The sequence below is a fragment of the Streptomyces sp. NPDC111744 genome, from assembly GCF_055634995.1.
On record NZ_JBVKCG010000013.1, the window covers coordinates 194843 to 218727 of the forward strand.

Genomic DNA, 23885 nt, shown 5'->3' on the forward strand with positions numbered 1-23885 from the left:
ATCGGGGCCGATCGGCCCTGGTGGGCCAGCGGTCTCGGTGGTGTGCTGGTAGTGGCGGGAAGGACCCGTAGGAGACGCGGAGAAGCGGCCGGCAGCCGCGTACCGCGCAATCGGGATCCGCGAGAAGCGGGACACGAACCCTTCCCGTCCAGTCATGCCATGGCCACGCCATCGGCCCCACGCGCCGCAGCGACCCTGTGCCGGACGATCTCGTCCTCGACTCGCCTCGCGAGGACGTCCACCACTGCGTTGACGGGTGGAGACAGCCCTGGTCCGAGCGAGGTGTCGGCGGCCTCGACGGCGTACGCCACCAGCTGACCAGGCAGCCGGTTCACCTCCCAGGCCACTTCGACGGCCTCGCCGAGTCCGCGAGCAACCATGGCGTTCGGCCGGTCCAGTTGGCGGGCGTCCAGCTCCAGGCGGTGGATGCGGCCGGGGTTCCCCGGTCGGATATGCGCGGCCTCCAGGACGACGGTCAGGTCCGTGTGTTCCCACAACCGGATCAGCCGTCCCGGATCGAGGTCGCACTCCGCGAGTACGGTGCCCGGCGGGAAAGGCCTCTCCAGCGCCCGCTCCCGAAGGCGGGACAGCACCGCCCGGCCGACCCCCTCGTCGTGCCGGGACGGGTCACCGACCGCGATGACGGCGATGCGCGTGGAGACGCTCATGATCGTTCTCCCTCCACTGCGAGTGCGTCCAGCGTGCGTGGACCGGCGGTCGGGGCGCATGAGCCGAAGAGGCCCGACAAGGGGCCAGGGCGGCCCTTTCGGGTGTGCGGCACCGGCTCGGTTCGGGTGGTGGATGGGCATCGGCCGGGCGACACCCCGCGCGGCATGAGCCGAAGGGCCCACGGCCGGGTCCGGGCGGCCCGTGGTACCGGCTCCCGAAGTCGCGCACGCTGGGATCGACAGCCCCATGAAGGGAGCCGGTGCGATGACCTCCGCAACCACCATTAGCACGGCGCTTGAGCCCGTGCACCGCGAAAGGCTGATGCGCCTCGCCCGCGAGGTCTCCTTCGAGGCCGGGACCCGCCTGTTCGAGGAGGGCCGACACGCCGACCGGTTCTGGATCGTACGCACCGGAACCGTCGCCCTCGATCTGCATGTGCCCGGCCGCCGACCGGCCGTCGTCGAGTCGCTCGGGCACGGCGAGCTGGTCGGCTGGTCCTGGCACTTCCCGCCGCATCTCTGGCACCTGGGCGCCGAGGCGATGACCCCGGTGCGGGCCTGGGAGTTCGACGCCGAGGCGGTCCGCACGATGTGCGCCGCGGACCCCACGTTCGGCCGGACTATAGCGGTGTGGGTGGGACGCGTGGCCGCCCAGCGGCTGCACGCCACCCGGGTCCGGCTGCTCGACCTGTACGCCCCCTACGGCAGCGGTGACCTTTTGTGACCGCGCGCACGCTCCGTCCGGCCGAACGGCCCTGGGAGGAAAGCATGGACAGCAGCCCGCACCAGGTGAGCGACGTGATGACGCATGCCGTCGTCGCGGTGGGCCGCAAGGCCCTGTTCAAGGACATCGTCGAACGCATGGAGCAGTGGAAGGTCAGTGCCCTTCCCGTGCTGGAGGGCGACGGGCGGGTGATCGGGGTGGTCTCCGAGGCCGACCTGCTGCCCAAGGAGGAGTTCCGGGACAGCGACCCGGACCGGTTCACCCAACTGCGCCGGCTGCCCGACCTGGCTAAGGCCGGGGCGGTGTCCGCCGAGGAGTTGATGAGCACCCCGGCCGTCACCGTCCACGGAGACGCCACGCTCGCCGAGGCGGCACGGATCATGGCCTTGCGGCATGTCAAACGGCTGCCCGTGGTGAATGCCGAGGGCGTCCTCGAAGGCGTCGTCAGTCGCGGGGATCTGCTGAAGGTGTTCCTGCGTCCCGACAACGACCTGGCGGACGAGATCCGGCGCGACATCGTCGACGTTCTCTTCCCAGCCCCGGTCGAGCCCGTCCACATCATCGTCAGCGACGGCGTCGCGACCCTGACGGGACGCGTCGGGGACGCTGCACGGATTCCACTGACCGCGCGCCTCGTCCAGGGTGTGGAAGGGGTCGTGGGCGTGGACTGCCGGCTTACCGCCGCCGGCTCCGACGCCGGGTGACGCCTTCAGCGCGCACCCGATCGGCGTTCGGTGATGCGTCCGACCGCCCAGCTCACTCGACGGTGGGGCTGGGCCTTCGCTGCGGCGTGAGACCGAGCCCTCGTGGGACTGAGCCTTTGGCGGTGCTGCTGCCGAGCCTCTTGCCGCCGGCGTTGCCGATCAACCTCTGCCGCCGCTCCGCTTCCGCCACTCAGGTCCGACCTGCTCCCACTCCTCCTCCCACTCGGCCAGGCGCCGCCGAAGGAGCCGCGTACGGATCAGCCAGCCGCCGGCCCAGACCGTTGCACCGGCTGGCGGAGCCACGAGGACGCCGGTCAGAACCACCTGCAGCGTTGCCCCTGTCCCGCTGGGAGGCGGGGAGACGATCCGGCCGGTATGGTCCGTCCACACGGTGAGCCTGCTGCCCACGGGGGAGCCCGGGAAGATCTTCGCCTGGCCGATGTGCACCTTGCCGACCGCGTCCGTCCAGCGCACGGCGGCCCACACCCGGCCGTCCTCGTACCCACTGACGCCGGGCGGGGCCTTCGCCGCGCCGTCGGTGAGTACGGCGGACACGGCGTGCACCTGAGCGCGCGGGGCGGCGAACGCCGAGTCCGTCGCCTGCGCCGCCACCACGCCCGCGAGCACTCCTCCGAGGAGAGCCAGGGTCCAAGTGACAAGCACGATCCAGGCCTCGACGACGTCGCTTGTGCCGCTTCAGCGGGTTGTGCCGCCAGCGCCACAGCCGCACTCGTGCCACGGTCGTAGGAGGTGTCCGTGCCATCGGCCGCCCCTCCTTCGGCATGCGGTCGGCGTCCGTCAGGCAGGGGCCCACCGTTGCGGGTCCGGCAGGTCCGGGGCGAGGTCCGGATGGCGGGGCGGACCGCTGAGCGCACAGTGCACGTCCACCACGCCCGCGACAGCCCGCGCGAGGCGGGCGGCGAGCGGAATCAGAGCAGTTTCGTGGACCCGGCCGGTGAGAGTCACGACACCGTCGCGCACCTCGATCCGGATCGCTTCGGCGTGTGCACCGAAGAGCCTCTCGGCGACCTCGCACCGGACGTCCTCGGCGATGTCCGGATCGTCGCGCAGGAAGACCTTGAGCAGGTCGGACCGGCTGACGATGCCCTGCAGAGTGCCGTCGGCGCCGACCACCGGCAGTCGCTTGACCCTCCTGCGAGCCATGACGCGAGCGGCGCGGGCGAGGGTGGCGTCGGCCGTCACAGCGACAGCTGGAGCGGTCATCAGCTCACCGGCGGTCACCGCGTCCGCCTTGCGGCCCTCCTGCCCGTACCGGCCCACGTCGCCCTCGCTGTACTCCTCCTTGGGCAGTAGATCGGCCTCGGAGACGATGCCGACGACGCGTCCACCGTCGTCCAGCACGGGGAGGGCGCTGACCCTCCACTCCTGCATGGTCCGCACGATGTCCTTGAAGGCCGCCCCCGTGCGCAGGGCGACGACCCTGCGGGTCATCACATCGTTCACGACGGTGGGAGTGCCCTTCATGGCGTCCTCCGGGGGCTGGGTACCGTTCTACGACACCTTCAGGCTGCGCCGACGAGCGGTCGCGGGACATGGGCCGAGTGGCCCGTCCCTGGGCCCCTTGCCCGTGTGGTCCGTCAGCGCGGACCTGCCAGACTCCGCCCCCGTGCCGGGGAATGTCCGCTCTCCTATGTGCCGGGCAGGGGCACCCGCCACTGCAGTCTGGCACCGCCCCCGTCGGGGCTGGACACGTCGGCACCGCCCCCGTCGGGGCTGGACACATCGAGGTGCCCGCCCAGCTGCTCCGCGCGCTCGGCGATGTTGCGCAGCCCGCTGTGCCGGCCGTCAGGCGGGATTCCCACACCGTTGTCGGCGATCGTGAGAGTGACCTCCCGGCCGTCGGTCGTCAGGGCGACCTGGGCCCTGTCGGCATGGGCATGGCGGGCGATGTTGGTGAGGGCCTCGGAGAGGACGGCCACGATGTTGTCGGCGATTTGAGACGGGACGTCGGTGTCGAGCAGGCCCTCGATGCGCACGCTGGGCGTGAAACCCAGCATCGGGGTTTTCTCGCCGACGACGTCTACGACCCGGGCCCGCAGCCCGGCGTCGACGGCGCTCGCACGGGCGCGCAGCGCGAAGATGGTCGAACGGATGATCTTGATGGTCTCGTCCAGGTCGTCCACGGCCCGCAGCACCCGCTCGGCGGCCTCGGGATGCTCGATGAAGCGGCCGGCGCTCTGCAGCGTCATGCCCGTCGCGAAGAGCCGCTGGATGGCAAGGTCGTGCAGGTCCCGGGCGATCCGGTCGCGATCCTGGAGAACGGCGATCTGTTCTGCGTCCTTGCGGCGCTCGGCCAGTTCCATCGCGATCGCGGCCTGCGCGGCGAAGCCCTGCAGTTTCTGGGTCTCCTCGCCCAAGAAAACCGGCGCGCCGGTCTCGCGGGCCACCAGCACCACGCCGCGCACGCCGCCGTCCCGGGTGCCGATGGGGACGGCCACGGCGGGGCCCAACCCGTGGAAGCGCGGCGGATCTGGGGAGATCCTCTCGTCCTGCTGCACGTCGTCGCTGGTGACCGGCTCGGCAGCGGAGAAGGCAAGCCCCATGAGAGTTTTGGACAGGGGCAGCACCAGCCCCCGATGTGCCTCCGCGTCCACACCCACGGCGATCTCCACTGTGAGGGACTCGGTGGCCGCCATGGGCATCGCCACCGCCGCCAGAGCCGACCCCATGATCTCGCGTGCCCGTTCGGCAATCAGTTTCAGCGCCTCGGCGCGTTCGCTGCCCGACATCAGACTGTGGGTGATCTCGGCGTTCGCCAGCAGCCAGCGCTCGCGCAGCCTGGACTCCTCGTACAGCCGGGCATTGTCGATCGCCACACCGGCCGCCACGGCCAGCGTGGACAGCACCGACTCGTCCTCCTCGTCGAACTGCACCCCGCCACGCTTTTCGGTCAGGTACAGATTGCCGAAGACCTGACCGCGGACGCGGATGGGAACGCCCAGAAAGCTGTTCATCGGCGGATGGCGGGCCGGGAAGCCGTACGAGGCCGGGTGCTGGGAGATCTTCTCCAGTCGAAGCGGCTCCGGGTGTCGGATCACCTCTCCGAGGATGCCGTGGCCCTCGGGGAAGGAGCCGATCTCGGCGATCTGCTCCTCGGTCACTCCGACGGTGAGAAAGGCCGAGAGGGAGCTGCCGCCGGGTCCGATGACGCCGAGGGCGGCGTATTCGGCGTCGACGAGCACGGCAGCTGCCTCAACGATGGAGTGCAGTGCCTGTTCAAGGTCCAGTTCGCGGCCGACGGAGAGCACCGCCTCCAGCAGGCTGTGCACCCGGTCCTGAGTGCCGCGGGCCGCGTCGATCCGGGCCTGCAGCTCCTCCAGCAGCTCGTCGAGTTTGAGCTGCGGCAGTCGTACACGGGGCTCTTCTGCGCCTGCCACGCCGCTCCTCCATGTCCCCTCGCACACGAGTCCGGACTGTCGCGGTCACTGCCCACGCTACCCGTCCTCTGCGGACGCAGGCAGCGCGGCCGTACCAGTGGCCCGAATCCGACTCCCCACGTGGGAGCGGGCCGCATCCTCGCCACTCAGGGCCGGTCGGCCCACGTCGTGGGACGGAGGGCACCTGCCCCGGCGCGGCACTTTCTTCCAGGCTGGGAAGCACAAGACCTCGGAGCCCAGGAGTGGCGTCATGGTCCGTTATGTGTACGACTTCCAGGACGGTGGCCGCGACCTGGCCGGCCTGCTCGGCGGCAAGGGCGCGAACCTGGCCGAGATGACCCGGCTGGGACTGCCCGTACCGCCGGGATTCATCGTCTCCACTGAAGCCTGCCGCGCGTTCCTGGCCACCGGCGAGGAACCCAAGGGCATGTCCGCGGAGGTCTCCCGGCACCTTTCGGCGCTGGAGACGGGTGTCGGGCGGCTGCTCGGGCAGGGGGACGACCCGCTGCTGGTGTCCGTCCGCTCCGGGGCCCGCTTCTCGATGCCCGGCATGATGGAGACGGTTCTCGACATCGGCCTCAACGACGACTCCGTGCTCGGCCTGGCCAAGGTGTCCGGCAGCGAGCGCTTCGCCTGGGAGTCCTACCGCCGGCTCGTCCACATGTACGGCAGCACGGTGATGGGGGTCGATCCGGCCCTGTTCGACGAGGCCATGACCCTGCTGAAGGACGCCCGCGAAGCCCCCGACGATCTCCATCTCGACGCGAGCGACCTCGCATGGCTGGTGGAGACGTACAAGAGCCTGATCCGGGACGAGACCGGCCGCGACTTCCCTCAGTCCCCCGCCCAGCAGCTCCAGCAGGCGATTCTCGCCGTCTTCCGGTCCTGGAACGCCGAACGCGCCGTGCTGTACCGGCGGCGCGAGCGCATCCCGGACGACCTGGGAACGGCCGTCACCGTGCAGCGCATGGTGTTCGGCAACCTCGGCCCCGACTCGGGCAGCGGCGTCGCCTTCACCCGTGACCCGGCCACCGGGCGCCCCGGCCTGTACGGCGACTACCTGCCGAACGCCCGGGGCGAGGACGTCGTGTCGGGCGTGCGGGACGCCGTACCGCTGGCCGAGCTGGAACAGCTGGACCCACGCTCGTACCGGCAACTGCGCGATCACGCACAGACGCTGGAACGGCATTACCGCGACCTGTGCGACATCGAGTTCACCATCGAGCGTGGAACGCTGTGGATGCTGCAGACCCGGGTGGGCAAGCGCACCGCCGAGGCCGCCTTCGCCATCGCCACCGAGCTGGTGCAGGAAGGTCTCATTGGTTCCGACGAGGGCCTGGCGCGGGTGAGTGGTGACGGGCTGGCCCGGCTGATGTTCCCGCGCTTCGAGACCACCGCCACCGGTGAGACGCTTGCCCGCGGTGTGCCGGCCTCGCCGGGCGCCGCGGTGGGCGCGGCCGTGTTCGACTCCGCGGAGGCCGTACAGCGCGCCGCGGCCGACGAGAAGGTTGTACTCGTCCGCGAGGAGACGACGCCCGACGACCTGCCCGGGATGGTGGCCGCGCAGGCGGTGCTGACGGGCCGCGGCGGCAAGACCAGCCACGCGGCCGTTGTCGCCCGTGGCATGGGCAAGGTGTGCGTGTGCGGGGCGCAGGACATCACCGTCAACGCGCAGGCACGGCGTTTCACCGCCCGTGACGGCATTGTCGTCGAGGAGGGCACCGTCATCTCGGTCGACGGTTCCACCGGTGACGTGTTCCTCGGGGCAGTCCCGTTGGTCGCGTCGGCCACCATGCGCTACTTGGAGAGCGGTGAGCAGGCCGACAGCATGGTCTGCGCGGTGGCCCGGGCGCTGGACCACGCCGACTCGGTACGGCGCTTGGAGGTGCGGGCCAACGCCGACACCCCCGAAGACGCTGCCCGGGCCCGGAGGTTCGGGGCACAGGGGGTCGGGCTGTGCCGCACCGAGCACATGTTCCTCGGCGAGCGGCGCAAGCTGGTCGAGGCGATGATCCTCGCCCGTACGGATGCCGACCGCGACCGCGCGCTGGCGGCTCTGCTGCCGCTCCAGCGGCGGGACTTCACGGGCATCCTTGAGGCGATGGACGGCTTTCCGGTCACCATCCGGCTGCTCGACCCGCCGCTGCACGAGTTCCTGCCCGACCGCACCGACCTGGCCGTCCGTATCGCCGCCGCCGAGGCCACGGGTCAACAACCGGAGGCGCACCACGTGGAGTTGCTGGCAGCGGTGAACCGGATGCACGAGGAGAACCCGATGCTCGGCCTGCGTGGCGTGCGGCTCGGCCTGGTGGTTCCTGGTCTGGTCGCGATGCAGGTCCGGGCGATCGCCGAAGCGGTCGTAGAGCGCACGCGAGCGGGTGGCTCTCCGCATGCGGAGATCATGGTGCCGCTTGTCGGTGCCGTCGAGGAACTGCGGCTCGCCCGCGAGGAGGTGGTCCGCGTTCTGACCGAGGTCGGTGAGGAGACCGGCACCCCTGTCCACTGTCCTGTCGGCACGATGATCGAACTGCCCCGTGCGGCGCTCACGGCCGGCCGGATCGCCGAGGAGGCGGAGTTCTTCTCCTTCGGCACCAACGATCTCACCCAGACCACATGGGGCTTCTCCCGGGACGACGTGGAGGCCGCGTTCTTCTCGGCCTACTTGGACAAGGGCGTCTTCGCCGCATCGCCGTTCGAGACGCTCGACCGGGAGGGGGTGGGCCGACTGGTCCGGATCGCCGTCGAGGAGGGCCGTGCGGCCCGCCCGGACCTCGAGACCGGCGTCTGCGGCGAACACGGTGGCGATCCGGAGTCGATCCACTTCTTCCATGAGGTCGGCCTGGACTATGTCTCCTGCTCGCCGTTCCGGGTCCCGGTGGCCCGTCTTGAGGCGGGCCGGGCGGCCTTGGCGGACATGGACACGAGTGACAGCAGGTGAGGGGGGTGCACGGTCCCTTCATCGGCATGGGCCCGACTGGCAGCGGAAGGGAGGCACGTGATGGCAGCCGGTGAGTTGCGAGCACATCGGCGCATCGACCTCGACGACGCCGAGGCGCTGCGGTTGCTCGGCAGCGTGTCGCTGGGAAGGATCGTCTTCACCCGGCAGGCGCTGCCCACCGTCCGCCCGGTCAACCACGTCCTGGACGACGGGGACATCGTCATCCGTACCCACGAGGGTGCTGCGCTCACGTCTCACGCGCAGGAAGTCGAGAGCACGGGCGTCGTCGTCGCGTACGAGGCCGATGCCATCGACCCGGACACCCACCTCGGCTGGAGCGTGGTCGTCACTGGGTACGCCCAGCTGGTGACCGACCCGGTTGAACTGGAGCGTATCCGTGGGCTGCTGCAACCTTGGGTGCCAATGGAACCGATGGACCAGGCGGTGCGCATTCGCCCCGAACTGGTCACCGGTGTCCTCCTCACCGAGACGGGGGCGCGGCAACCGGCTGACAGCTGACGTGCAGTTACATACGCGGCAGAGGCGGTACGAGTGTCGAGCCACTCGTACCGCCTCTGCTGGGATAGAGCAGCAGCCGCTCACACGGTGATCCGGCGTCCCGTGACCATGCCGGAGTCGATTCGCATCCACCGTTCGCGGTGTCCGCCCGCCCATGGCTTGCTGTGTGCCTTCTCGTCGTACCGGCGCTGCTGCCGTGGGTTCAGCACCACCCGCCCGACGCCGTGCACCAGGACGCTCCAGCGCTGGCTGAACGCGTCGTCGATGCGGTCGACCTCGAAGGCCACCTGGCGGCCGTCGGCCAGCGCCGACGTGGCGCCGGTAGCGGTCCGGAAGACGATCGCACCATCCACAACGCTGTAGTTGACCGGCACGATCTCCGGCCCGGAACTCGTGGACACCGCGAGCCGCCCGACTCCGTGCGACCCCAGCAGTGCCTGGCACTCGACAGCGCTCAATTCGGTGAAGCGGGGGTCACGGGCGGCGCAACCGGGTCCGGGTGACACGTCGACCGCGCCGCCGGTCAGCTCGGTCACGGTGGTTTCCAACGCCTCGGCCAGCCGGTGCAGCACGCCAGAGCCGGGGGCGGCACCGGGATGTTCTTCCAGGTATCGGTGGTAGCCGGCGGCCATGCCGGCGCGGGCGGCCGTCTACCTTCGTGTCAGACCGAGTCGGGCCCGCTGGGTAGCCAGGCGGCGGCCCAGGTCGCCCAGTGGCGCCTCCGTCGCGACATGCGCGCTCGTCTGTTCGGTCATGGCCGTCGTGTCCTTCTCGATCAGGCCGCGGGAACGGCCACTTCCGCGTGCTGCTCCCCGCCCAGCACCACTTTCAGCGCGCCGGTCTCGGCGGCCTTGGAGAAGACGTCGTACGCCTCTTCCATGCGGTTCAGCGGGAAGGTGTGAGTGACCAGCTGCCCGGTCCGCAGCCGGCCGGCCGCGGCCATCCGCAGCAGGGTCGGGGTGGAGTAGGTGTCCACCAGACCGGTCGTGATCGTCACGTTCTTGATCCACAGGTCTTCGAGGTGGAGCGTGGCGGGCTTGCCGTGCACGCCTACGTTGGCGACATGCCCGCCAGGACGGACCATGCGGGTGCACAGCTCGAAGCTCTCCGGCACGCCGACCGCCTCGATGACCACATCGGCTCCGAGCCCGCCGGTGAGGTCGGCGACCAGCTGGCCGGGTGCCTCGTGCACGTCGGCTACCGCGTCGGCACCAAGCCGATGCGCAGCCTCCAGACGGGCCGGAGCCAGGTCGACGGCAATGACCCGCTCGGGCGAGAACAGCCGAGCCGTGGCGATGGCCGCAAGTCCGATCGGCCCGGCGCCGACGATGGCCACGGTGTCCCCCGGACGCACATGCCCGTTGAGGACGCCCACCTCGTAGGACGTCGGGAAGATGTCCGCGAACAGGACGGCTTCCTCGCTGGGCACGGCGGCGGGCAGCGGGTGGACGGACAGGTCGGCGTGAGGCACGCGGACGTACTCGGCTTGGGTGCCGTCGACGAGGTGGCCGAGGATCCAGCCTCCGCCGCCCCGGCACTGTCCGTAGGAGCCGTCCCGGCAGAACCGGCACCGTCCGCAGGAGGTGATGCAGGAGAGCAGCACCCGGTCGCCGGGCCGTACGGTGCGCACATCGCTGCCGACCTCGACGATCTCGCCGACCGCCTCATGACCGAGTATGGTGCCGGGACGGACCTCCGAAACGTCGCCCTTGAGGATGTGCAGGTCCGTCCCGCAGATTGTCACGACGCCGACCTTCACAATCGCGTCGGTCGGTTCCTTGACGGCTGGGTCCGGAACGTCCTGCCAGGAGGCCTGTCCGGGACCGTGGAAGACGAAGCCTTTCATCGCGCTCCTCACCCTGTTGTCTGCTGCGGGACCCGCGTTCCGGCGCGTACGACGAGGGACGCGGGCCGGCTCCGGCACGGTGCCGGGAAGCGCCCCGCACGTTCAGCCTGGGCGGTCCGCAGGAGGTCGCGCTTGGGCCTTCCGGCCCTTGTACTCAGCCGGACGGTGCCCAATGGCTCACCGACCCGTGGCAGGGCGGCTTCGGTAACGCAACGGGGCGCGACGGACCCACATCACTTGCAGCGGCCTTTGGGCGTCGCCCTCAAGAGCCCAATAGGGACCAATGGGCCCTACCAGCGCGTGATAGGGGTCCGGGCGGCCTTTCACCGAGCCCCGTCGGCCCCTGTGAGCACGGCCCCGCCGGAGCCACCGTCGAAGGAGGCACCACGATGAGGAGGTGTTCCGTCATGAGCACCACGAAGCGGCTGTGGCGGTGGCGGAGCAATCCGCTGCGGCGGCACGAGGACATCGTCGAGGCCTGGGTCGTCCTGACTGTCTGGGTGATAGTCGCCTTTGCCGGCGCCGTCGCCGGACTGGTGACGGCCCGCAGCGCCGAGCATGAGTTCGCGGAGCAGCGCGCCCACAGGCACGCCGTTCGAGCGGTCCTTGTCGCCGAGGCGCCACACGGCGTCACCGCGGACCGGCAGACAGACGGCCGTGTCCGGGGCTCCGTGCGCTGGGCGGCTCCCGACGGCACCCCTCGTAGTGGGCAGACGCTGGTCGACGGCGGCCTGAAGGCCGGAGCCTCGGTGACCGTCTGGCAGGACGACCAGGGCCGGCTCGCGCTCTCACAGCCGACGGGCCGTGCCGAAGGGCACGTCGAGGCCGCCCTCTTCGGTGCCGCGGCCGCCCTCGCCGTCGCGGCTCCGGTCTTCGGTGCGGGCGCTTTCGCACGGGCACGGCTCGACCGGCGTCGCATGGCCCGCTGGGACCAGGAGTGGGATCTGGTGGGACCGCAGTGGGGCCCGAAGACGGGTTGCAACGTACCCCCGAGAGCTGCGCACCCCGCCCCCACCGAGCGCGCACCCGGCCCTCGGTACGCAAGCTGGAGGATGAGGCGAGGTTCATGAACGAGACGCTGTCCCTCGGTCGGATCGCCGGCGTGCGGGTCGGCCTGCACTGGAGCGTCCTGGTCATCGTCGTCCTGGTGACGGTCGCTCTCGCGCGTGGTGAATTCCCTGCCGCCCATCCGGGCTACTCCGCCGTGCAGTACTGGGCGCTGGCCCTGCTGGCCGCGGTCGTCTTCCTCGTCTCGCTGCTGGCGCACGAGCTGGCGCACGCCGTGGTCGCCCGCCGCAACGGCGTGCAGGTCGACGGCATCACCCTGTGGATGCTGGGCGGCGCGGCGCGCCTGCACAGCGAGGCCGCGACCCCGGCCGCGGAGCTGCGCATCGCCGCCGTGGGCCCGCTCACCAGTCTGCTGGCCGGTGGCGCCCTCGCGGGCGTTGCCGCCGGGCTGGACGCGTGCACGCGTCCGGGCTCGTGGTCGAGGCGGTCGCCTGGCTGTCCGCGATCAATATCTTGCTGGCCGTCTTCAACGCGATGCCCGCCGCCCCACTCGACGGGGGACGGCTGCTGCGGGCGTACCTGTGGCATCGCACCGGCGACCGACTGCGGGCCACCCGCGGCGCCTCGGCTGCGGGCCGGGCGCTGGGCTGGTTCCTGGTGGTGACCGGCTTCGCGGCCGTGCTGTTCGCGCACAATCTGTCCGGCCTGTGGCCCGCGCTGATCGGCTGGTTCCTCATCAGCGCGGCGACCGCGGAGGCTCGCCAGGCCGAGATGCGGAGCGTGCTGGGCGGTGTCCCGGTCAGCCGCGTCATGACCCCGAATCCGGTCACGGTTCCGGACACGGCGACACTCGCTGACTTCCTGGCCGAGGGGCCTTTCGGCCACTACCGCCACTCAGCCTTCCCGGTGCTGGCGGCAGGTGGCTCGGTGGTCGGTCTGCTCACCGTGCGGCGTGTCGAGTTGGCGCCGGCTCAGGGCCGCGTAAGCACGACGGTCGGCCAGGTGATGCGTCCTCTCGCCGACGTCGTCATCGCCGCGCCCGAGGAGCCGGTGCTCGATCTGTTCCCCCGGCTGGAGGCGAGCCCCGTCCGCCGTGCGGTGGTCCTGGACGAAGGACGCCTCGTCGGCATCCTCACCGTCGCCGACATCACCCGGGCCCTGGCCTGGCCGGCCGAGCCCACGCAGACCCTGCCACGGAGCACCGACCCACACCTGACGAAGGAGGCATCATGACGGACACGACCTTGGCCACCGGACGGACCACCGCACTGCCCGAGGGCCACGTCGAGGTATGCCACCTGGGAGGCTGTGCGTTCAAGGTCGACGTACGGGGACACGCCCTCGTCATCGACCAGCCTGTCGAGGCAGGGGGGCGGCGACCGCGGCCCGACGCCCGTCGAGGTTCTCATCGTGTCGCTCGCCTCGTGTGTCGCCTACTACGCGGGGCGCTTCCTGGAGCGCCATCACATCGACCGCCAACGGTTGCGTGTGTCGGCGGACTTCACGATGGCCGACGACCGGCCGGCCCGCGTCGCCGCTGTCCGTATGCGGATTTTTCTGTCGGAGGGACTGAGCGAGGCGAGGCTCCAGGCGCTGCGCGCCGTGGTCGACCACTGCACGGTGCACAGCACACTGCGTCAACCACCGCAGGTGACGATCGAGTTCGGCTGACGCGACCGGGAGAGCCATCCGTGGCAGTCCCGGCCCGTGTCAGGCCCAGAGACAGCCTCATCGGTCATCCTGCGCCTGTGCCGCTCGCTGTCACAGCTGGGGGGCGGAGGAGGTCGTAGGCCCAGGCCGCCAAAGTGGTGGGGGTGGTGGTGTACGGGGTTCGCGGTTGTCCGGGACGAAGCCGTCCCGCAGACCGGTCGACATCCCGACAACCGCTTCGACCAGGCCGTCGGTCATCCCGGATACGCGCAGCAGTTTCCGCATCGCGTCGTCGCCGACGCGCTCGACGCGCACCGGACGGCCGGTGGCGGCGGACACGATCGCGGCGGCCTGCGGCCAGGTGAGGTCTGCTGGCCCGTGGAGGCCTGTACGCAGCGTCCGGACCAGGCGGTCGACAGCAGCCGTGTCACGGCGACCTCCGCGATGTCGCGCGGCGCGACCGATGCCAGAGGCTGGTCCAAGGGCAGGATCACGGGGACGAAGCCGGTCCGCACGGCATCGAGCTGTAGCTCGAGGTTGGTGAAGAAGTAGCCGCACCCGCAGGTGTGTGACCGAGGCACCGAGGGTGTCGAGGGCGAGCTCGGTGCCCGCGAGGCCGTCGATCTCACCGGCTCCGCGCCGCTTTTCGGCACCGACGCTGCTCTGGAACACTGTCCGCTTGATGCCGTTCGCCTTGACGGCGCTCACCACGCTCGCCGTAGCCGGCTCGTAGTCCGCGAGTGGATTCTCGCCCGTAGACGGGGGTCCACCCTGAACAGAGCTTCCGTCCCGGCCGTGGCGGCGACGACCGCCTCCACGTCGCGCTGGTCGACCGCGACGGCATCCACCTCGTTGCGGACGTCGGGATGAAGCCGGCCGGGATCACGCGCCAGCACGAGTGGGCGTATCCCGGCTCTCAGGAGCATGGGGACGACGTGTCGTCCGACGTTACCGGTGGGCGTCGTGACTGCGATACGCATGGCTCGGTGTCCCTTCGGCGGTTTCCCACGCGACACTCCGAGCGATTCCGGACACCCCATGTCCCCTATCGCGATGCGTTTCCCTCTGGGTGCCGACCAAGCGGGCGCGGGCGGACCGGCAGACCGCAGGCCCGAGAGAGATTGCAAGAAAGACTGCACTCTGCGCTCATCATCGAGCCCGCCTTGGCCGTGCGGAGGTGCTGTGATCGGTGAGGTCGAACGGTGCCGGCAGAGCGGGCTGGCTCTGTCCGCGAGAACGGACAGCGAATGTTCGCCGGTTTGGGAGGCAGTCGACCCGGTGAACGAATCGAAATGTTCACGGGTTTCGACAGCAGCTTCAGCACCGCAGAGACTGCTGCCGAGGGTGCTCGACCGCCAAGATCGCTGGGTGTCTATGGTCGCGTTCCATGACGAGGACCACTCCACCGCGCCCGCTTGATGTCGAGGTGCTCTTCCAGGAACTGGCTGCCTACCGGGGTACGACGACGCGGCTCCACCCGCGACCGGGCAGCCCGCAGACTTCTGACAGCTCGGTGGGTGGTCCGATGCTGTGGCCGGCGAACGAGCCGTGGCCGGTGTGCGGTGAGGCCCACGGCCGGGGGCGAGGTCGGCGCCCGGCCGATATCCACCGCTACCGGCGGATCCTGGCTGCCGCGTGGGCTCGGGAACAGAGCCCGGGCCCGACGGAGGAGGAACGGGAGCTGCTGGCCGAGCTGTACCTGGAGCACCGGCTCTCCGAGGCGTCGGAGACGGATCCGCTGCCGATGATCGGCCTGGCCCAGCTGTACCGGCGCGATGTCCCGGACCTGCCGCAGGGGCCGAAGGAATGCGACCTGTTCCAGGTGTTCTGGTGCCCCTTCGATGCGCACGGCCCGAGCCGGTACGACCTGAATCTGCATCTGCGCTGGCGGCGGTCGTGGGAAGTCGCGGACGTGTTGACCGTTCCCCCGCAGCCGTTGGTCGCCGGGTCCGCTGGGTTCGTGCCCGAGCCCTGCGTCCTGCAACCGGAGCAGGTGACCACCTACCCGTTCGCCGGCCTCCTGCCCGAGGCTGTGCGCCCGACTCGACGCCTGGGAGGAAGCCCAGGAAGAGCAGGCCGAGCAGGAGGCCGACGAGAACGCGGCCGATCCGGTCTACTACCAGTACGACCTGTCCATCCCGCCCGGCTGGCGCGTCGGCGGCTTCGCCTCCTGGCACGCCACCGACCCGTACCCCATGGACTGCCAGACCTGCCGCGCGCCGATGCACCTACTGCTGACCATCGACAGCTCGGAGTGGGACGGCGGCAGCGGCAGCTGGAAACCGTTTGAGGATCGAGACCTGCCCGCCCATCGGTCTGCCACCCCCACCGAAGTCGTCGTGGGCCGATTCGGCGAGCTGAACGTCTTTGTCTGCCCCACCGATCTCAACCATCCGCACCGCTGGAACATCCAGTAGCGCTGGCGGCGCCCCACGCCCGGCTCGGCACCCGATCCTCGGTGAACTCGGGTGCTGTCGCTTCTCATGAACATCGAACACGACTCGCCGCCGACGCCTCCCAAACTCGTTTACAGGTGCTGTCGGTTCTCGTGAACAAAACCAGCGGGCAGAGCGGTGACCGCCGCCCGTGCGGGGCGGGCTCAGGCAGGCTCCGGTACCACGGCCACCGGGCAGGCCGCGTGGTGGAGCACCCCGTGGGCAACGCGGCCGAGTTGGAGCCCGAAGTGACCCTGGCGGCGCCGGGCGCCGACGACCAACAGGTCGCCTTCACGGGACACCGCCAGCAGGGCGTCGCGGGCGAAGCCCTCGATCGTACGGCGGTGCACCTGCAGACCGGCCGGGGTGTCCCGCAGCGCCTCCTCCACCGTTTCCGCAGCTTGCCGCTCTTGCAGGTGGGCCGGTTCTCCGACGATCAGCGGATGCGGACGGGGCTCGTGCAGCGGTCGACGCCAGGCCCGCACAGCCTCCAGCGGGACCTCGCGCAGCAGAGCCTCCTCGACCGCGAAACGTACGGCAGCCGAGCCTGCCTGCTTCTCGCTCACCCCCAGGACGATGCGACCGCGTGCACCGGAGCGGTTGTCGTGGCTGCCGCGCACGACGACCAGCGGGCAGTGCGCGTGCCCGGCCACCGTGACGCTCACGGAGCCGAGCAGTGCCTCGGTCACACCGCTGCGGCCTCGGCAGCCCAGGGCCATGGCGAGGGCGCTGTGGGTCTCCCGGATCAGGCCGTACCCGGCTTCCTCGGGCAGCACGTCTGTGGTGACCTTCACGCCTGGCTGCCGCTGACGGGCGCGCCGTTCGGCGGTCTCTACGATGTCCTCGGCCATCACCTCCTCCGAGGGCTTGCCGAGGTCGTGGGCGAAGGATGCGCCTTCGTAGCGCTCCCAGAGCGAGGCGTACACCAGTCGGAGTGACGCCCCGCGCAGGGCCGCCTCGTCGGCAGCCCACTCCACTGCTCTCATGCTCGGCTCGGAGCCGTCGACACCGACGACGATCGGGAGGTCCACGGGCTCGCCAAAGGCCCGTGCGGCTGATGCCTTCATGGGGTCTCCTCCTCGGGGCGACGGCTCAGCTGTGCGCGACGACCGCGATGGGGGCGGTGATGTGGTGCAGGGCCGAGTGCGTGACATGGCCGATGTGGGCGCCGAAGGAGCCGGTGCGGATGCGCCGGCCGACGACCACCAGGGAGGCGTCACGGGAATCGTTGACGAGGACTTGGGCGGCGTTGCCGCACCGGCTCGCCTCGATGACCTCGACGTCCGGGAACTTCTGCCGCCAGGGACGCAGCACCTTGCTCAGGAGGGAGGCCTGTCCGCGCTCGAGCGTGTCGTAGAGTTCGGCGTCACCGGGGAAGCGGTAGAAGGAGGTGGGCGGTTCAGGCCAGGCGTGGACCGCCCGTAGAGCAGCTTTCCGGCGAGCTGCTGCGTCGAAGGCGAATTCCAGCAGCGTGTCGTCCGGCTGATCGATGTCGAGGCCCAGTACGACGGGACGGAACGGCGCCGCAGCGGACGGTACGCCCGCCGGGTCCATCCTGTGCTCGTCAGCGGCCTGCTCCTCCGCGCGCACCAGCACCACCGGGCGCTCGGCGCGGGCCACGATCCCCAGACTCACCGAGCCGACCATGAACCCCTGCAGTCCACCGAGCGCTCGCGAGCCCAGCACCAGCAGTTCGGCGAAGCCTGCCGCCTCACAGAGGACGTCGGCCACGGTCCCCGTGAGCTGCTCGGTGATCACCTCGATGCCCGGGTGGCGCAGCCGGATCCCTTCCGCGGACTCGTGTGTCAACTGCTCGGCCCAGTGCTGGTAACGGTCGAGGTCCAGCAACGGGGTCCGGGCGGCGTACCGGGGCGTCGGCTCCTGGACATGCACGATCTTCAGGGGCAGGCCACGCAGCAGCGCTTCGCGAGCCGCCCACTCGGCTGCGGCCCGGCTTTCGGGCGAGTCGTCGAGGCCGACGGTGACGGTGCGGGACATCGTCTCCACCTCCGGGTGAGAGAGGGTTCCGCTATCAGCGTGGCGCCGCAGCGCCGGCCGCATCAGGGGCCACACGGCCCGTTCGGGGACCGACCGACCCTCAGCAGTGCGGTAGCCGGACGGGCCATCCAGGGGCCGGGCGGCCCTGGCCCGCCTGCAGCCTGTCGGCACACCCTGAAAAAAGCCGGACACCCCATCGAGGCCCCTGTGGAGTCACCATGTACGGCACCCCGCACACCGTCAGCGATGTCATGACCCAGACGGTCGCCGCCGTCGGCCGACGGGCCCCCTTCAAGGAGATCGTGCAGTTGATGCAGGACTGGCAGGTCAGCGCCCTGCCCGTGATCGAGGGCGAGGGCCGGGTGGTCGGAGTCGTCTCCGAGGCCGACCTCCTGCCCAAGGAGGAGCTCCGGGACGACCCCGATGTGGGCTATCTGCAACTGCGTCAGCCCGTCGACGTGGCCAAGGCCGCCGCCCTCACCGCAGGAGACTTGATGTCCTCCCCCGCCGTCACGGTCCGGGCCGCCGCCACGCTCGCCGAGGCCGCACGCATCATGGCGCGAGAGGGGGTCAAGAGGCTGCCCGTGGTGGACGAAGCCGGGCTGTTGGCGGGCGTCGTCAGCCGGGCCGACCTGCTCAAGGTCTTCCTGCGCGACGACGAGGACATCGCCGAGGAGGTCCGACACGAGATCGCCTCGTACCTCTTCCCGCCGCCGTCGTCGACCGTCCAGGTGGAGGTGCACGACGGTGTCGTGACACTCACCGGGCGGGTCGGCGACACTGCCCTCGTTCCTGTGGCCGCGCGGCTGGTGAGGGGCGTCGAAGGAGTGGTGGACGTGGGGTTCGACCTCGCGCAGGACGGTAGGACGCAGTAGCTGGAGTGCATACCGCTGCCGGGTGACTGGGGCCGAACGGCCCTGGTGCGATGGGCATCGTCAGGTGATGATCGACGTCTAGGACATTCGGCAGTGTGCCACGTCTGCGGAATCGAGGTCGCCATGGCCGAGACACGCACCTTCACCGAGCAGAACCCCATCCGTGTGTTCCTGCTCGACGACCACGAGGTCGTACGACGCGGCCTGACCGACCTCCTCGACGCCGAACCGGACATCTCCGTGGTCGGCGACGCGGACACCGCCGAACACGCGCTCACCCGGGGCCCCGCTCTGCGACCGCACGTAGCCGTGCTCGACGTCCGCCTGCCCGACGGCGACGGCATCACGGTCTGCCGCGAGCTGCGAGACCGGATGCCGGAACTGGCATGCCTGATGCTGACCTCCTTCGACGACGAGGAGGCCCTACTGGACGCGATCATGGCCGGGGCGGCCGGATATGTGCTGAAGCAGATCAAGGGCTCCGACCTCGTGTCGGCGGTGCGTACCGTCGCTTCGGGGCAGTCGATGCTGGACCCGGCGACGACCGCCCGGCTCATGCGATCCCTACGGGCCGACCCGGCCGAGGTGCCGTCGCTGCCCCCTGAACTGGCCGGCCTCTCGCCCCGAGAACGCGACATTCTCGCGCTGATCGGCGACGGTCTGACCAACCGCGAGATCGGCAAGAAGCTGTACTTGTCGGAGAAGACCGTCAAGAACCACATCTCACGGCTGCTGGCCAAACTGGGCGTGCAGCGCCGCGTCCAGGCGGCGGTCCTCGCCTCCCACTTGGACCAGCACGAATCCGGCCCGCACGACTCCCACGAAGTCAAGGATCGTTCTTCCCGCTGAGGGCGGCCGGGGATCAGGGCCGGTAATCAGGCGGCAGTGAGCAGGTTCTTCACCTCGACCACGTCGGAGATCTCCTCGACCTCCGCCACCAGCCGGGCCATCGCCGCCGAGGGCATCCGCCCGGTCAGCTCCACAATGCCGCCGTGCACGGCCACTTCCATGTTTTCCCGGTCGCCCGGGGGGCAGCACGCTGCGATCGTTGCCTCGACCTCCGTCCGGATACCGGCGTCGTCCCTGATGAGCGACTGCAGCAGCGCATCACGGCGCACAACGCCCACCAGGCGGCCATCGCGGTCGGTGACAGGCATCCGCTTCAGCCGGGACAGCGCGGCGAGCCAGGCCGCCTCGGCAACAGTCGCGCCCGGGAGCACAGTGATCGCGGGACTTGTCATCAGGTCGGCGGCCAGGTCGCCACGAGCCTTGCCATGAATCCGGCGCTCACGCAGCCTGCCGATGGGGCCGGGCCGGTGACCGGATGCCTCGAAGGCGACCTTGGCCAGCAGGTCGGACTCCGAGACGACGCCGACCACATGGTCATCGGCATTCACGACCGGGAGCGCGCCAGCGTGCACGCGCGCCAGCGAGCGGGCGATGTCGCGGTACGGCAGGTCTTCGCGCAGGGAGGCGGCGGGCACGTCCATCACGTCCCGCACCAGAGGCAGTCCCGGTTCGGGCGCGGATACGGACTGCGGCGTGAGCGGGGCGGACGGCGGTGCGGGCCGGGCCGTAGCGCTCGGTGGAGTCGTCGGAGCCTGCGCTTCTGTACCTGCATGCTTGGCGGCGGCGGTGGCCACGGCACCCAGGTAGCGGAGCAGGGTGTCCTGCCGTGCTGTTTCGCCGGGGCTCCAGGGGCGGGCGGGCACATCCCGCCGGGCTTCGGCCTTCGCGGAGAAGTTCTCGTGCTCGTTCACGGCGGCCTCCTGACTGATGTCGAGTTGCCTACCGTCCCAGTCTTTCGCTCTCGCTGCCCGAGCCAAGAGCCGAACGGCCCTGGTGGAACGGCGTGACGGTCCTATCCGGTGCGGGCCGGAACGGCAACGGTGAGACTGGAGGAGCAGCCGACCCGGAGGAGGCCGCCGATGAGCTTGCGGGACTTCCTGGAGCGGTTCCGTCCGGCGGGCACGCCCGGAGCGTCCGCCACCGGCGTGCCCGCCGACCGTACGGCCGAACGCGCCGCGGAACTGGAGCCCTCCCTCGCCCGGCTCGCAAGCGTTCAGCAGGAGGCGGCGCAGATCCGGGCCGCCGCTGAGCAGGAAGCCGAGGCCCTGCGGCAGAACGCCGCGCGAGAGGCGGCACGGATGGTGGATGCCGCGCGGGAGCACGCTCACGAGCTTCGCCGGCAGACCGCAGAACCCCTCCTGCGGGCGGCGCAGCAAGAGGCGGACGCCCTCCGCGCCGCCGGAGACCGCACTGCCTCGGCGATCCGCGAGCGGGCCCCGGAGCGTATGCCCCACCTGGTGGATCTCGCCGTGGCCGACGCCCTGCGCCTGACAGGCGGAGAGCGAGATGAGCCATGAGTGCCGGGTGGGTCGCCGGAGCGGTGCGCGCAAAGGCCCTCGTCGGCCGGTATCCGGGCACCGACGGGGCGCGGGATATCGCACGTGGTCCGACGCTCCACGACGCCGTGCAACGCCTGGCGACCACGCCCTACGCGAGATACGTGCGGATGTCTGCGAACGACGTGCGCCAGGCCCAGCGGGCGGTGTCCGCCACCCTGCTGTGGCATCTGCGGGTACTGGCCGGCTGGCTGCCCCGGGGCGGCGCACGCCTGCTGGTTCCGCTCGCCGCCGGCTTCGAGATCGCCAACGTGGCCTCGCGGCTGCCCACACCGGACGGGCGCCGCGCGGAGGCTCTGGAGCCCTATCGGCTGGGGGCGCTGGAGACCGCCTGGCGAAGTCTGAAACGCGCAGGGACACCCGCTGAGACACGGACCGCGCTCACCGCCTCGCCTTGGGGCGACCCGGGCGGTGACACGCCGTGGGCCCTGGTCACCGGCATGCGGATGGCCGCGGCACGCCGCACCGCTGTCGCCGTACAGCCCGCGCGCCGCTGGGCCCAGGGGCGCGCCGTCCTGCTGGCAGCTCGTGAACTGTTCGTACACCACCGCTCTCTTCCGGAGCCCGTATTGCGCGATGCGGCCCGGCTGCTCGGGACGCGGGCGACGGCCGCCGCCACATACCAGGAGTTCCGTGAGCGTCTGCCCTCGTCCGCGGGTTGGGCCCTGAAGGACATCAACGAGCCGGGTGAGCTGTGGCTGGCGGAGGCCCGCTGGTGGCGGACGGTGCAGGCTGACGGCACGGCGCTGCTGCGTGAAGGCCGGTACGGGCCCCGGGTGGTCGTCGGTGCAGTGGCGCTACTGTCCGTGGACGCATGGCGGGTGCGGGCGGCGCTGGAGTCGGCGGCGCGCGGGGGACGGCCGGGGGAGGTGTTCGATGCCCTGGTCTGAGGCGGTGACGCCGGTCCGGATGCGCCGCGTGGCGGTGGTCGTGCCGCAGGCGGCCCTGCGGGACGCTCTGGTGCGGATCGCCGAGGAGGGCTGCGTGGAGCTGGACCGCGCCGAGGAAGCGGCTCCGGGGGCGGCGGCCGCGCGACTGCAGCGGGTGCGGGGGCGGGGCGCAACAACCGGCCCTGAAAGCGCCGCGACAGCAGTTCTGTCCTCCGCCGCGCCCGATCTCGACCTGCTCGAACGCCGTGAAAACGTCGCACTGCTGGCGGGCGAGGCCCAGTTGGAGGAGCGCGCGGAGGGCGCGGTACGGCAGGGAGAGGTGGCCGCGCTCGCCGGGTGGTGCCCGGCCGCCGAGGTATCCCGCGTCGCGGGACGCCTGGCCGCTGCGGGAGGCGCGCTGCTGCCGCTGCCGTCCCCGCACGGGACCGATCCGCCGACGCTGCTGCGGCCGGGCCGGGCCACCTCCTTCACGCCGCTGGTGACGACGTACGGGACACCCCCCTACGCAGACGTCGATCCCTCGTGGCCGGCGGGCCTCGCCTACGTCGCGATGTTCGGGATCATGTTCGGCGACGTGGGGCACGGGGCACTGCTGGTACTCGGCGCGATCGCGTTGCGCCTCGGGTGGCCCCGCCGGTTGGCCGGGCTGGGCCGGTTGTGGCCGTTCCTCGCGGGTGCGGGCGTCGCCTCCATGGCGGCGGGTGCCGCCTACGGCGAGTTCTTCGGGCCGACGGGCCTGCTGCCGGTGCTGTGGCTGAGCCCGCTGGAGAGTCCTGCCCGTCTGCTGGCCGCCGCCGTGGTGTTCGGTGCCGGTCTGCTGGCCCTCGCACACGCCGCCGGAGCGGTGAACCGGGTGCGTGAGGGCGGCTGGGGCTCGGGGCTGTACGCGGCGTCGGGCTGTGCCGGGCTGCTGTTCTACCTGGGCCTCGCTCTGGCCGCGGCGGGCCTGGTGCTACACAGGCAGGCTCCGGCCGTGGCCGGAGCCGCTCTCGCCGTCACCGGGCTGGCGCTGGTGGGGTTCGGCCTGTTCCGGGCCACTGCGGGCGGCGGCGCGGGACTCGCCGAGACGGTGGTGCGGCTGTTCGACGTCGTCGTACGGACCGGCACCAACACCCTGTCGTTCGCCCGGCTGGCCGCCTTCGGCCTGACCCATGCCGCCCTCGCGGATCTTGTGTGGCGCGGTACCACCGGCCTGGCCGGGCGTGGCGCCGCCGGGGTCGCGGGCGCCGCCCTGCTGTTCGTCGTGGGCACGGCCGTCTCCTTCGGCCTGGAAGCCCTGGTGGGCGGCGTGCAGGCGCTGCGGCTGGAGTTCTACGAACTCTTCTCCCGGCTCTTCGAGACCGAGGGCCGACCGTTCCGTCCCTGGCACGTTCCCCCGGCGGAGCCTGCCGATCCCGCTACGAAGGTGATCCCATGCTCACCTGGCTGATCGTCCTGCCGGTCCTCGTGGCGGTGCTCGGCGCCGTCCGGCTGCTGCGGCGGCGCCGCACCAGACATGCCTTCCGCTGGCTCCTGGCCACGAACATCGCCCTGCTGGGCGGCGCTCTCGTCGTCCTCGCCACGGCGTTGGCAGGTCCGGCGCAGGCCTCGGCGCAGGCCGCCGCGTCCGGTGGGGTCAACGGATCCGCCTTGATCGGGGCGGCCATCGCTGTGGCCGGCGCGTCGATGGGAGCCGCGATCGCCGTCGCCTACACGGGTGCCGCGGCGCTGGCCGCGTTGAGCGAGCGACCGGAGATGTTCGGCCGGGCGATGGTGATCGTCGGTCTGGCGGAGGGCATCGCGGTGTACGGGCTGGTGGTCGCGATCCTGCTGATCGGAAAGGGATGA

The 23885-nt window shown here is 71.0% G+C and carries 24 protein-coding genes and 2 pseudogenes; 15 read left to right on the plus strand and 11 right to left on the minus strand.

Going from position 1 to position 23885, the window contains the following annotated elements:
• Positions 1-152: 152 nt before the first annotated feature.
• Positions 153-668 carry a hydrogenase maturation protease gene (locus tag ACZ7OO_RS27245; RefSeq protein WP_471508559.1) on the minus strand — a complete coding sequence of 172 codons (516 nt, stop codon included), beginning with the start codon at positions 666-668 and terminating at the stop codon, positions 153-155.
• 265 nt (positions 669-933) lie between these two features.
• Between ACZ7OO_RS27245 and ACZ7OO_RS27250 the strand changes: the two genes are divergently transcribed.
• Together ACZ7OO_RS27250 and ACZ7OO_RS27255 are read left to right on the plus strand one after the other, a co-directional pair.
• The gene (locus tag ACZ7OO_RS27250) at positions 934-1392 is read left to right on the plus strand and encodes a Crp/Fnr family transcriptional regulator (protein WP_471508561.1); all 459 of its coding nucleotides are present in this window, start codon (positions 934-936) and stop codon (positions 1390-1392) included.
• A gap of 44 nt (positions 1393-1436) precedes the next feature.
• Positions 1437-2096, plus strand: coding sequence for a CBS domain-containing protein (locus ACZ7OO_RS27255; RefSeq protein WP_471508563.1), 660 nt, complete (start codon positions 1437-1439; stop codon positions 2094-2096).
• 159 nt (positions 2097-2255) lie between these two features.
• On the opposite strand, the gene ACZ7OO_RS27260 is transcribed toward ACZ7OO_RS27255, so the two are convergent.
• From ACZ7OO_RS27260 to ACZ7OO_RS27270, 3 genes are all read right to left on the minus strand, one after another.
• On the minus strand, positions 2256-2759 hold the full coding sequence (locus ACZ7OO_RS27260; protein ID WP_471508565.1) for an Rv1733c family protein: 504 nt from the start codon (positions 2757-2759) through the stop codon (positions 2256-2258).
• A gap of 135 nt (positions 2760-2894) precedes the next feature.
• Positions 2895-3581, minus strand: coding sequence for a CBS domain-containing protein (locus tag ACZ7OO_RS27265; protein WP_471508567.1), 687 nt, complete (start codon positions 3579-3581; stop codon positions 2895-2897).
• A gap of 164 nt (positions 3582-3745) precedes the next feature.
• Positions 3746-5494 carry a GAF domain-containing sensor histidine kinase gene (locus tag ACZ7OO_RS27270; protein ID WP_471508569.1) on the minus strand — a complete coding sequence of 583 codons (1749 nt, stop codon included), beginning with the start codon at positions 5492-5494 and terminating at the stop codon, positions 3746-3748.
• 250 nt (positions 5495-5744) lie between these two features.
• Between ACZ7OO_RS27270 and ppdK the strand changes: the two genes are divergently transcribed.
• Both ppdK and ACZ7OO_RS27280 read left to right on the plus strand, forming a co-directional pair.
• Positions 5745-8432 carry a pyruvate, phosphate dikinase gene (gene ppdK / locus ACZ7OO_RS27275; RefSeq protein ID WP_471508571.1) on the plus strand — a complete coding sequence of 896 codons (2688 nt, stop codon included), beginning with the start codon at positions 5745-5747 and terminating at the stop codon, positions 8430-8432.
• Between the two features lie 60 nt (positions 8433-8492).
• A complete protein-coding gene (locus ACZ7OO_RS27280; protein ID WP_471508573.1) occupies positions 8493-8951 on the plus strand; it encodes a pyridoxamine 5'-phosphate oxidase family protein in 459 nt (152 codons plus the stop codon).
• Between the two features lie 80 nt (positions 8952-9031).
• Here ACZ7OO_RS27280 and ACZ7OO_RS27285 read toward each other — a convergent pair whose 3' ends face one another.
• Both ACZ7OO_RS27285 and ACZ7OO_RS27290 read right to left on the minus strand, forming a co-directional pair.
• Complete coding sequence (locus tag ACZ7OO_RS27285; RefSeq protein ID WP_471508575.1) at positions 9032-9487, minus strand: pyridoxamine 5'-phosphate oxidase family protein; 456 nt, start codon at positions 9485-9487, stop codon at positions 9032-9034.
• 239 nt (positions 9488-9726) lie between these two features.
• Positions 9727-10797, minus strand: coding sequence for a zinc-dependent alcohol dehydrogenase family protein (locus ACZ7OO_RS27290; RefSeq protein ID WP_471508577.1), 1071 nt, complete (start codon positions 10795-10797; stop codon positions 9727-9729).
• A 407-nt stretch (positions 10798-11204) separates the two neighbouring features.
• Here ACZ7OO_RS27290 and ACZ7OO_RS27295 point away from each other — a divergent pair, with 407 nt between their 5' ends.
• The 4 genes and pseudogenes from ACZ7OO_RS27295 to ACZ7OO_RS27310 all read left to right on the plus strand — a co-directional run bounded on the left by ACZ7OO_RS27295 (position 11205) and on the right by ACZ7OO_RS27310 (position 13476).
• Positions 11205-11867, plus strand: a complete 663-nt coding sequence (locus ACZ7OO_RS27295; protein ID WP_471508579.1) for an Rv1733c family protein — start codon at positions 11205-11207, stop codon at positions 11865-11867.
• Positions 11864-12187: pseudogene (locus ACZ7OO_RS27300) on the plus strand (site-2 protease family protein); the annotation flags it as partial. The gene ACZ7OO_RS27295 and the pseudogene ACZ7OO_RS27300, both read left to right, overlap by 4 nt.
• A gap of 92 nt (positions 12188-12279) precedes the next feature.
• On the plus strand, positions 12280-13038 hold the full coding sequence (locus ACZ7OO_RS27305; RefSeq protein ID WP_471508654.1) for a CBS domain-containing protein: 759 nt from the start codon (positions 12280-12282) through the stop codon (positions 13036-13038).
• A 177-nt stretch (positions 13039-13215) separates the two neighbouring features.
• Positions 13216-13476, plus strand: coding sequence for an OsmC family protein (locus ACZ7OO_RS27310; protein ID WP_471508581.1), 261 nt, complete (start codon positions 13216-13218; stop codon positions 13474-13476).
• Between the two features lie 90 nt (positions 13477-13566).
• Here the strand turns inward: ACZ7OO_RS27310 and ACZ7OO_RS27315 are convergent, their stop codons facing one another.
• Positions 13567-13794: a hypothetical protein gene (locus ACZ7OO_RS27315; protein WP_471508583.1), complete on the minus strand. Its 228-nt coding sequence runs from the start codon at positions 13792-13794 to the stop codon at positions 13567-13569.
• 365 nt (positions 13795-14159) lie between these two features.
• Complete coding sequence (locus ACZ7OO_RS27320) at positions 14160-14495, minus strand: NAD(P)H-binding protein (RefSeq protein ID WP_471508584.1); 336 nt, start codon at positions 14493-14495, stop codon at positions 14160-14162.
• A 347-nt stretch (positions 14496-14842) separates the two neighbouring features.
• On the opposite strand from ACZ7OO_RS27320, the pseudogene ACZ7OO_RS27325 reads away from it, so the two are divergent.
• Positions 14843-15872, plus strand: a pseudogene (locus tag ACZ7OO_RS27325) (hypothetical protein).
• Positions 15873-16054: 182 nt separating this feature from the next.
• Here the strand turns inward: ACZ7OO_RS27325 and ACZ7OO_RS27330 are convergent.
• Together ACZ7OO_RS27330 and ACZ7OO_RS27335 are read right to left on the minus strand one after the other, a co-directional pair.
• A complete protein-coding gene (locus ACZ7OO_RS27330) occupies positions 16055-16957 on the minus strand; it encodes a universal stress protein (protein ID WP_471508585.1) in 903 nt (300 codons plus the stop codon).
• Between the two features lie 25 nt (positions 16958-16982).
• On the minus strand, positions 16983-17888 hold the full coding sequence (locus ACZ7OO_RS27335) for a universal stress protein (protein WP_471508587.1): 906 nt from the start codon (positions 17886-17888) through the stop codon (positions 16983-16985).
• 218 nt (positions 17889-18106) lie between these two features.
• Here ACZ7OO_RS27335 and ACZ7OO_RS27340 point away from each other — a divergent pair, with 218 nt between their 5' ends.
• Entirely contained in the window at positions 18107-18763 is a 657-nt protein-coding gene (locus tag ACZ7OO_RS27340) for a CBS domain-containing protein (RefSeq protein ID WP_471508589.1), read from the plus strand.
• Between the two features lie 123 nt (positions 18764-18886).
• Positions 18887-19612 (plus strand): response regulator, encoded by a 726-nt coding sequence (locus tag ACZ7OO_RS27345; protein ID WP_471508591.1) that lies wholly within the window; start codon positions 18887-18889, stop codon positions 19610-19612.
• A gap of 26 nt (positions 19613-19638) precedes the next feature.
• Here the strand turns inward: ACZ7OO_RS27345 and ACZ7OO_RS27350 are convergent, their stop codons facing one another.
• Positions 19639-20523, minus strand: coding sequence for a CBS domain-containing protein (locus ACZ7OO_RS27350; RefSeq protein WP_471508593.1), 885 nt, complete (start codon positions 20521-20523; stop codon positions 19639-19641).
• Between the two features lie 168 nt (positions 20524-20691).
• Between ACZ7OO_RS27350 and ACZ7OO_RS27355 the strand changes: the two genes are divergently transcribed.
• The 4 genes from ACZ7OO_RS27355 to ACZ7OO_RS27370 all read left to right on the plus strand — a co-directional run bounded on the left by ACZ7OO_RS27355 (position 20692) and on the right by ACZ7OO_RS27370 (position 23885).
• On the plus strand, positions 20692-21129 hold the full coding sequence (locus ACZ7OO_RS27355) for a hypothetical protein (RefSeq protein WP_471508595.1): 438 nt from the start codon (positions 20692-20694) through the stop codon (positions 21127-21129).
• A 149-nt stretch (positions 21130-21278) separates the two neighbouring features.
• Positions 21279-22058: a hypothetical protein gene (locus tag ACZ7OO_RS27360; RefSeq protein WP_471508597.1), complete on the plus strand. Its 780-nt coding sequence runs from the start codon at positions 21279-21281 to the stop codon at positions 22056-22058.
• Entirely contained in the window at positions 22045-23487 is a 1443-nt protein-coding gene (locus ACZ7OO_RS27365) for a V-type ATPase 116kDa subunit family protein (protein WP_471508599.1), read from the plus strand. Before ACZ7OO_RS27360 ends, ACZ7OO_RS27365 begins: the two co-directional genes overlap by 14 nt.
• Positions 23472-23885: an ATP synthase subunit C gene (locus ACZ7OO_RS27370; protein ID WP_471508601.1), complete on the plus strand. Its 414-nt coding sequence runs from the start codon at positions 23472-23474 to the stop codon at positions 23883-23885. The genes ACZ7OO_RS27365 and ACZ7OO_RS27370 overlap by 16 nt, the downstream gene beginning before the upstream one ends.

Excerpts from the sequence above, each read along its gene's own strand:
- ACZ7OO_RS27330 (WP_471508585.1), bottom strand. The coding sequence starts at position 16,957 with ATGAAGGCATCAGCCGCACGGGCCTTTGGCGAGCCCGTGGACCTCCCG.
- ACZ7OO_RS27255 (WP_471508563.1), top strand. The coding sequence starts at position 1,437 with ATGGACAGCAGCCCGCACCAGGTGAGCGACGTGATGACGCATGCCGTC.
- ACZ7OO_RS27345 (WP_471508591.1), top strand. The coding sequence starts at position 18,887 with ATGGCCGAGACACGCACCTTCACCGAGCAGAACCCCATCCGTGTGTTC.
- ppdK (WP_471508571.1), top strand. The coding sequence starts at position 5,745 with ATGGTCCGTTATGTGTACGACTTCCAGGACGGTGGCCGCGACCTGGCC.
- ACZ7OO_RS27290 (WP_471508577.1), bottom strand. The coding sequence starts at position 10,797 with ATGAAAGGCTTCGTCTTCCACGGTCCCGGACAGGCCTCCTGGCAGGAC.
- ACZ7OO_RS27250 (WP_471508561.1), top strand. The coding sequence starts at position 934 with ATGACCTCCGCAACCACCATTAGCACGGCGCTTGAGCCCGTGCACCGC.
- ACZ7OO_RS27355 (WP_471508595.1), top strand. The coding sequence starts at position 20,692 with ATGAGCTTGCGGGACTTCCTGGAGCGGTTCCGTCCGGCGGGCACGCCC.
- ACZ7OO_RS27370 (WP_471508601.1), top strand. The coding sequence starts at position 23,472 with ATGCTCACCTGGCTGATCGTCCTGCCGGTCCTCGTGGCGGTGCTCGGC.
- ACZ7OO_RS27245 (WP_471508559.1), bottom strand. The coding sequence starts at position 668 with ATGAGCGTCTCCACGCGCATCGCCGTCATCGCGGTCGGTGACCCGTCC.
- ACZ7OO_RS27335 (WP_471508587.1), bottom strand. The coding sequence starts at position 17,888 with ATGTCCCGCACCGTCACCGTCGGCCTCGACGACTCGCCCGAAAGCCGG.
- ACZ7OO_RS27265 (WP_471508567.1), bottom strand. The coding sequence starts at position 3,581 with ATGAAGGGCACTCCCACCGTCGTGAACGATGTGATGACCCGCAGGGTC.
- ACZ7OO_RS27320 (WP_471508584.1), bottom strand. The coding sequence starts at position 14,495 with ATGGGGTGTCCGGAATCGCTCGGAGTGTCGCGTGGGAAACCGCCGAAG.
- ACZ7OO_RS27365 (WP_471508599.1), top strand. The coding sequence starts at position 22,045 with ATGCCCTGGTCTGAGGCGGTGACGCCGGTCCGGATGCGCCGCGTGGCG.
- ACZ7OO_RS27340 (WP_471508589.1), top strand. The coding sequence starts at position 18,107 with ATGTACGGCACCCCGCACACCGTCAGCGATGTCATGACCCAGACGGTC.
- ACZ7OO_RS27280 (WP_471508573.1), top strand. The coding sequence starts at position 8,493 with ATGGCAGCCGGTGAGTTGCGAGCACATCGGCGCATCGACCTCGACGAC.
- ACZ7OO_RS27295 (WP_471508579.1), top strand. The coding sequence starts at position 11,205 with ATGAGCACCACGAAGCGGCTGTGGCGGTGGCGGAGCAATCCGCTGCGG.
- ACZ7OO_RS27360 (WP_471508597.1), top strand. The coding sequence starts at position 21,279 with ATGTCTGCGAACGACGTGCGCCAGGCCCAGCGGGCGGTGTCCGCCACC.